The organism is Sulfitobacter litoralis, from assembly GCF_900103185.1.
Taxonomy (GTDB): domain Bacteria; phylum Pseudomonadota; class Alphaproteobacteria; order Rhodobacterales; family Rhodobacteraceae; genus Sulfitobacter; species Sulfitobacter litoralis.
In genome coordinates this window covers 49,061-55,931 of sequence record NZ_FNJD01000025.1, presented here as the reverse complement: position 1 = coordinate 55,931, position 6,871 = coordinate 49,061, and the positions used below count along the sequence as shown (strand labels likewise).

The 6,871-nt window shown below is 59.7% G+C and carries 7 protein-coding genes; 4 read left to right on the top strand and 3 right to left on the bottom strand.

Translation table 11 applies throughout. The features are described 5' to 3' along the window. The 3 genes from BLQ98_RS15960 to BLQ98_RS15950 form a co-directional block, all read right to left on the bottom strand. The coding region (locus tag BLQ98_RS15960; protein ID WP_208596011.1) for a transposase at positions 1-277 on the bottom strand (277 nt) is incomplete at its 3' end. Positions 278-291: 14 nt separating this feature from the next. Then, positions 292-1,047 carry a hypothetical protein gene (locus BLQ98_RS15955; protein WP_208596083.1) on the bottom strand — a complete coding sequence of 252 codons (756 nt, stop codon included), beginning with the start codon at positions 1,045-1,047 and terminating at the stop codon, positions 292-294. Between the two features lie 270 nt (positions 1,048-1,317). Further along, positions 1,318-1,674 carry a RidA family protein gene (locus tag BLQ98_RS15950; RefSeq protein ID WP_093734242.1) on the bottom strand — a complete coding sequence of 119 codons (357 nt, stop codon included), beginning with the start codon at positions 1,672-1,674 and terminating at the stop codon, positions 1,318-1,320. 94 nt (positions 1,675-1,768) lie between these two features. Between BLQ98_RS15950 and BLQ98_RS15945 the strand changes: the two genes are divergently transcribed. The 4 genes from BLQ98_RS15945 (at position 1,769) to BLQ98_RS15930 (ending at position 6,833) form a co-directional block, all read left to right on the top strand. Next, positions 1,769-2,638, top strand: a complete 870-nt coding sequence (locus BLQ98_RS15945; RefSeq protein ID WP_093734241.1) for a LysR family transcriptional regulator — start codon at positions 1,769-1,771, stop codon at positions 2,636-2,638. A gap of 123 nt (positions 2,639-2,761) precedes the next feature. Further along, on the top strand, positions 2,762-4,222 hold the full coding sequence (locus BLQ98_RS15940) for an aldehyde dehydrogenase family protein (protein WP_093734247.1): 1,461 nt from the start codon (positions 2,762-2,764) through the stop codon (positions 4,220-4,222). Then, on the top strand, positions 4,219-5,226 hold the full coding sequence (locus BLQ98_RS15935; RefSeq protein ID WP_093734240.1) for a membrane dipeptidase: 1,008 nt from the start codon (positions 4,219-4,221) through the stop codon (positions 5,224-5,226). Before BLQ98_RS15940 ends, BLQ98_RS15935 begins: the two co-directional genes overlap by 4 nt. Before the next feature lie 47 nt (positions 5,227-5,273). Further along, the gene (locus tag BLQ98_RS15930) at positions 5,274-6,833 is read left to right on the top strand and encodes a BCCT family transporter (protein ID WP_093734239.1); all 1,560 of its coding nucleotides are present in this window, start codon (positions 5,274-5,276) and stop codon (positions 6,831-6,833) included. Positions 6,834-6,871 lie beyond the last annotated feature (38 nt).

The following is a 6,871-nucleotide window of genomic DNA, read 5'->3' as shown; positions in this document are numbered from 1 at the left end:
GTTCGAAGCTACCGTCCCGGTCCCGTGGCACAGCGATAGGCAGTTCGCCGTCTTGCCCCTTCAATCTCTTGGCGGATGACCCGTTGCGACGGTTGGTCTGATCAGGCGGGGCATCCTTGCCGTCTTCATAGCCCAAATGTGACGTCAACTCAGCACCGAGCATTCGCTCCATCAGCTTGATCTTGAGCTCTTTCATTAGCCCGGCATCGCCAAGCAGATCTTCAGGCCGCTCGCAGCCCTTCAGTAGTTCGTCCAGCAGTTCCTCGGATATGGTCATCGTCCTTGCTCCTCTCAGGAAGCATGGACCAGATCGCAGTTACACAGAAGATCGGACACTCTCTGCTCGACTTCAACATCAGCAGCTTCGGAGCCTTCGATATTCACCGTTGGATCTTTGGCTTCTTCGACAACCACATTCGCATCGTCGCTTTGCTGCACATTGACGTTGGCTTCTTTCTGCTGAACGGCGACTTTGGCCTCGCCGGCTTCGTCTACGTTCACATCAGCTTCAGCATTTTCGATGGTCACCTTCGGCTCTGCTTCCTCGATGGTGATTTTGGGCTCGGGGCGTACAAACTTTACGACGGGCTCGGGCTGATCCAGATCAACAATCGGCTCACCGGTGTTCACGTCGACCTTTGGCTTCGGCACTTGCACGGTGACGACCGGTTCGGGAATGCGAACGGTAACTTGTGGCTGGGCCTGTTCGATGGTGATAATCGGAGCCTGCTGCTGCACACGTACGTTTGGCTCAGGTACCTGTACGGTCACTTCTGGTTGACCTTGCTCAACAGTCACGACAGGCGCATCCTGAGATACATTCACATCTGGCTCGGGTACTTTAACGTCGACTTCCGCATCTTTCTGCTCGACAACGACCTTGCCGCCGGCCACGTCCGCGGCCGCAGCAACACCGGTTTCTGAACGTTCGATTTTCTCTTCAGCGTTCTTGCTTGGATCGGCGGAGTGCGTTTCAGCCAACACCGGAGCAGCTGCGAAAAGGGCTGCGGCGGAGACGCCGGCCAAGAGTGTTTTTGTATAGTTCATAAGGTCTCTCCCTTATGTTTGGTTTCATTTTACGAATTGGCTTTCGCACGTCTCGTGCATGGGAAACAATCGATTAATAGCCGCTGTGTTCCATAAAAAGCTTGCGGATATTGTTCGACGTCGTGAACCGCTTGATGACGCGGTCGCCGGTGACAGCGACAGCTTCGCATTCCGGCACGGCGAGGCGCAGCAATCAGGCAGTGGACCTTCCGGTAGTCACAGGAGGGTCCGACCTTAGTACAGTAAGGGGGGTGCGGGCGTACCGAGCGCTTAGTCCGCTGCCGCGATGGCCAGCACCTCGATCAGGTAATGCGGCTGCGCCATGCGCGCTTCGACGCAGACCCGGGTGGGGGGCGTTACAGGCGCGACCCATTCGTCCCAAACCGCATTCATCCCGGCGTAGTTATCCATATTCGCGAGCCAAATTTGCACCGAGATCAGGTTTTCGCGGGTGGTGCCCGCCTGATCAAGAAGGTCATCGACCTTAGCAAAGACATCGCGGGATTGGGCGGTGATATCACCATCTTTCAACTGCGAAACCTGTCCGGCAAGATGCACTTGGCCGTTGTGAATGGAAATCGCGGAAAAGCGGGCCGAGCCGCCGATTTTTCTGAGGCTGTCTGTCATTGGATGTTCCTTACAACTATCTGCAGCCATGTAGACAGGGGGGCTATGTTCAGGCAAAGTTCATTATCTGAAATCTACTTCAGGAAGTTTGAAATTGGCGATCAAGATCGAAATGCTACGCTGCTTTTGCGCAGTGGTGGAACAAGGCAATCTAAACGATGCCGCATTACAATTGGCGCGCACGCCTTCGGCGGTTTCGATGATGCTCAAGCAATTTGAGGAACATATCGGCGCGGCCCTGTTCGAGACGGCACGGAAAGCACGGCTGACGCAATTGGGTGAGATGATCTATAGCGAGGCGCGGCGCGAAATTGATCACTTCGGGCGGACTGTCTCAGCCATTGAAGGGCTGTCGCGCGCCGAAGAAGGGCTGGTGCGGCTGGCAGTGACGCCTTCGGTCGCGACTGTGGTGTTGCCTGCTGTGATCCGGCGGTTCCGTCGTGATCATCCAAAAGTACGGATCGACATGCGCGACATGGACAGCGCCGCCGTGCAGCGCGAGATGGAGGCCGAGCGGGCCGACATCGGGCTGGGCAGCGTTGCGGGCGGACCGAACTTTGATCGCAAGCTGCTTTTCTCTGATCCTTTCGGCGTGGTCTGCGCGCCGGAAGACCCGCTGGCCCTGCGCGCAGAGACGGTGGCCTGGGCTGACCTCGTTGCAGTTGATTTCATCACACATGGGCTGTGCCACTTGATTGATGACGTGGCGTTTGCCCCCATTCTTGAGGCCGCGACAATGTCGGTGCCCAATACCGCGTCGCTGCTGGCGCTGGTGCGCGGTGGGGTCGGCCTTACCCTTCTGCCGCGCCGTGCGGTGCCAGAGGACGATCCCAGATTGGTCTTTCTGCCGCTCGCGCAGAGCAATGCACAGCGTCATCTTTACCTCGTTTCACAACCCCGCCGTCTGCTACCGCCAGCCGCGGAGGCATTCTTGGCGGCGCTCGAAGCCGAGCAGGACGGGTAGGAATTTCAGTTTTCCTGTAGTAAATTCAATTTAATCGAATTTGATTGAAGAGCCATGTTCAGGCTTACTGTCGCCAAGCATCCGGGACACCCCGGCCAGACAGGAGACAGCCCAATGAACGTCATGACAGACCTAAACCGCAATTACATCGCAGGCGCATGGGTTGCGGGCAGCGGCGAGATCGAAAACCACAATCCATCCGACGTGTCCGAGGTGGTCGGTCGCTACGCACAGGCCAGCGCCGCGCAGCTGGATGAGGCGCTCAGCGCGGCACGGAAGGCTCAGGCGATCTGGGCAGGCTACGGCCCCGAGCGTCGGCACGACGTGTTGATGGCCATTGGCACCGAAATGATGCGCCGCGCCCCCGAACTGGGCGAACTTCTGTCGCGCGAAGAGGGCAAGCCACTGGCCGAGGGCAAGGGCGAGGTCTACCGCGCCGGGCAGTTCTTTACCTACTACGCCGCTGAATGCCTGCGCCAAATCGGTGACACGGCCGACAGCGTACGCGCAGGCGTGGAGATTGACGTGCGCCGCGAGCCGGTGGGTGTGGTGGCTGTGATCAGCCCGTGGAACTTCCCCACGGCGACCGCCAGCTGGAAAATCGCCCCGGCGCTGGCCTATGGCAACGCGGTGGTCTGGAAACCCGCCAATGTAACCCCCGCTTCAGCCGTGGCACTGACCGAGATCATCAGCCGCCAAGACATTCCCGATGGTTTGTTCAACCTCGTCATGGGCGCAGGCCGCGAGATTGGGCAAAAGCTGGTGGAGAGCCCCGAGCTGGATGCAATTTCATTCACGGGCTCAGTTCCAGTGGGGCGCGGCATAGCCGCTGCCGCCGTGCAGAATTTCACAAAGATCCAGATGGAGATGGGCTCGAAAAACGCGCTGGCCGTGATGGATGATGCCGATCTCGACCTCGCCGTGAGCTTGGCACTTGGCGGTGCCTTTGGCGGCTCGGGGCAGAAATGCACAGCGTCTTCGCGGTTGGTGGTCCACGCGGCGGTGCATGACGCCTTTGTCGAGAAGCTGGTCGCGGGGGCCAAGGCTATGAAGGTCGGCCCGGCGCTGGCGGACGGCACGCAGATCGGTCCGGTGGTCAGCGAAGAGCAGCTTCAAGCCAATCTAGGCTACATCGAACTGGGCAAATCCGAAGGCGCGGTGCTGGAATGTGGTGGCACGCGGCTGAGCATGGAAACCGAGGGCTACTACATGTCACCCGCAGTTTTCACCGGCACGACCAATGACATGCGCATCAACCGCGAAGAGATGTTCGCCCCCATCGCCTGTGTCATCAAAGTCGGCAGCTATGCCGAAGCGCTTGAGGTGGTGAACGACACCGAATTTGGCCTGACCTCGGGCATCGTCACCCGCTCCATCGCGCGGGCCACGCATTTCCGCCGCAACGCGCGCAGCGGCTGCGTCATGGTCAACCTGCCCACTGCGGGCACCGACTATCATGTGCCCTTCGGCGGGCGCGGCAACTCGTCTTACGGCCCGCGCGAGCAGGGCTCTTATGCCGCAGAATTCTACACGACGGTCAAGACCGCCTATATCGCGGCAGGCACGCCGGAGGAGCTGGCGTGACCTATCGCATCGACTGTCTGCAATATGCGAACTGGTCAGAGAAGATCTTTCGCCAGATGCGCGAGGGCGGTGTGGATGCGGTGCATGTCACCATCGCCTACCACGAAAACTTCCGCGAGACGGTGCTGAACATCGAAGCCTGGAACCGCTGGTTTGAACAATTCCCGGATCTGATTTTTCAGGGCCGGACCGGCGATGACGTGCGGCTTGCGCGGGAGACGGGGCGCACGGCGATCTTCTTTGGTTTCCAGAACCCCAGCCCGATCGAGGATGACATCGGCCTCGTCGAGATCGTCCACACCCTCGGCGCGCGGTTCATGCAACTGAGCTACAACAACCAGTCCCTGCTGGCGACGGGCTGCTACGAGGCCGAAGACCCGGGCCTGACCCGCATGGGTCGCGAGGTGATCGAAGAGATGAACCGCGTGGGCCTTGTGGTTGATATGAGCCATTCGGCGGACCGCTCCACGTTGGAGGCGATTGAGCATTCCACGCGCCCCATCGCAATTACCCACGCGAACCCGGCACAATGGGCACCAGCACGGCGCAACAAATCCGATGCGGTGATCCGTGCGCTGACCGAAAGCGGCGGCATGATCGGGTTTTCGCTCTATCCGCATCACTTGAAAGACAAGAGCGCCTGCACGTTGCATAGCTTTTGCGAAATGGTGGCACGCACCGCCGAAAAGTTCGGCAGCAGCAGCCTCGGGATCGGATCGGACCTTTGCCAAGACCACCCCGACAGCGTCGTTGATTGGATGCGCATGGGGCGCTGGACCAAACGGGTCGACTACGGCGAAGGCTCGGCAGCCGCGCCGGGCTTCCCTGACATGCCCGACTGGTTCCGCGACAACCGCGATTTCGGCAACCTCGAAACTGGTCTGCGGACGGTAGGTTTCGACCCGGAGGAAGTGGCCGGGATCATGGGAGAGAACTGGCTTCAATTTTTCGACTTGAGCTTTGGTACTGTGCGTAAGACGCAGGCCCACTGGGCTGCGGAATGATCCGTTAGTCCGATTCATCACGACCATAGTCCTTTAGGGAGGATTGAATGACGGACCAAACTCAAAGCCCGGCGGCGCAAACGCCAAGTGCCGGGCATATCAACAAGCCCCTCTTTGCCATCACGGGGGGCTTCATCGCGGCCTTCTGTCTTCTGGGTCTTTTTGACCTAGAGCTGCTCTCGGTGATTGTCGACAGCAGTTTTGCCTTTTCGGCCAAGTACTTCGGCCTCTATTGGCAGGTGCTTTTGCTGGCCACTTTCTTGATCGGCTTGGTGTTGATCGTCCTGCCGGGCAGCCGCGCGATCATGGGCGGGCTGGCACTGCCGGAATTCTCGACCTTCCAGTGGGGGTCGATGATCATGTGTACCCTGCTTGCGGGGGGCGGCGTTTTCTGGGCCGCGGGTGAGCCGATGGCGCATTTCCTGTCCTCGCCGCCGCTTTTTGGTGCCCAAGCAGGCACACCCGAAGCTGTCGCGCCCGCGCTGGCGCAAAGCTTTATGCATTGGGGGTTCCTCGCCTGGGCGATCCTTGGCGCGCTGACCACGGTGATGCTGATGCATTACCACTATGAAAAAGGCCTGCCATTGGCCCCGCGCACGCTGCTTTATCCGCTGTTCGGCGAGCGTGCGATCAAAGGGCCGATCGGGCTGGCAGCGGATGCGTCCTGCATCATCGCCGTGGTTGCGGGCACCGTGGGGCCAATCGGCTTCCTTGGGTTGCAGGTCAGCTATGGTCTCAACACGCTCTTTGGTATCCCCGACAGCTTTGCCACTCAGGCCATTGTGATCGCAGGGCTGGTTGCACTCTATACGATCTCGGCGATGACCGGGCTGACCCGTGGGATCCAGCTGCTGAGCAAGATCAACGTGATCCTCGCTGCCTGCTTGCTGCTGTTCATGCTGGTGTTCGGTCCGACGGTCTTTATCTTCAAAAGCTACTTCGCGGGCCTTGGCTCCTACCTTGGTAACTTCTTCGGTATGGCGCTTTATCGCGGCGAGGCTGGGCTTTTTGGAGAGCCGGGCTGGCTCGGCTGGTGGACCGTGTTCTTCTGGGGCTGGTTCATGGGCTACGGGCCACTGATGGCGATGTTCATCGCGCGTATTTCGCGGGGGCGGTCGATCCGGTCGATCATCATCATGCTGTCGCTGGTTGCACCGATCATCACCACCTTCTGGTTCACCATCATCGGCGGCACGGGCATCGCGTTCGAGCTTGGCAACACTGGCTCGGTCTCGACCGCCTTTGAAGGCTTCAACCTGCCGGCGGCGCTTTTGGCGATCACGCAGCAACTGCCTATGGGCTTTATCATATCGCTCTTGTTCCTGATCCTGACCACGATCTTCGTGGCCACGACGGGCGACTCGATGACCTATGTGATTTCGGTCGCCATGTCGGACGAGGATATGTCTTCGATGCCGGTCCGGGTGTTCTGGGGCATCGGCATGGGGCTGGTGGCGATCATCCTCGTCTCGCTCGGCGCTGGCGGTGTCGGCAAGCTACAAAGCTTTATCGTCGTTACCGCGGTGCCGGTGTCGCTGGTGCTGTTGCCCTCGCTTTGGGATGCGCTGCGCATCACGCTGGCAAAGGGACGCGATACTAAAGCCTGAGAAAACCGCCGGGCGGCCCGCAAAGGGGCGCCCGGCAT

Excerpts from the sequence above, each read along its gene's own strand:
- BLQ98_RS15955 (WP_208596083.1), bottom strand. The coding sequence starts at position 1,047 with ATGAACTATACAAAAACACTCTTGGCCGGCGTCTCCGCCGCAGCCCTT.
- BLQ98_RS15940 (WP_093734247.1), top strand. The coding sequence starts at position 2,762 with ATGACAGACCTAAACCGCAATTACATCGCAGGCGCATGGGTTGCGGGC.
- BLQ98_RS15930 (WP_093734239.1), top strand. The coding sequence starts at position 5,274 with ATGACGGACCAAACTCAAAGCCCGGCGGCGCAAACGCCAAGTGCCGGG.
- BLQ98_RS15950 (WP_093734242.1), bottom strand. The coding sequence starts at position 1,674 with ATGACAGACAGCCTCAGAAAAATCGGCGGCTCGGCCCGCTTTTCCGCG.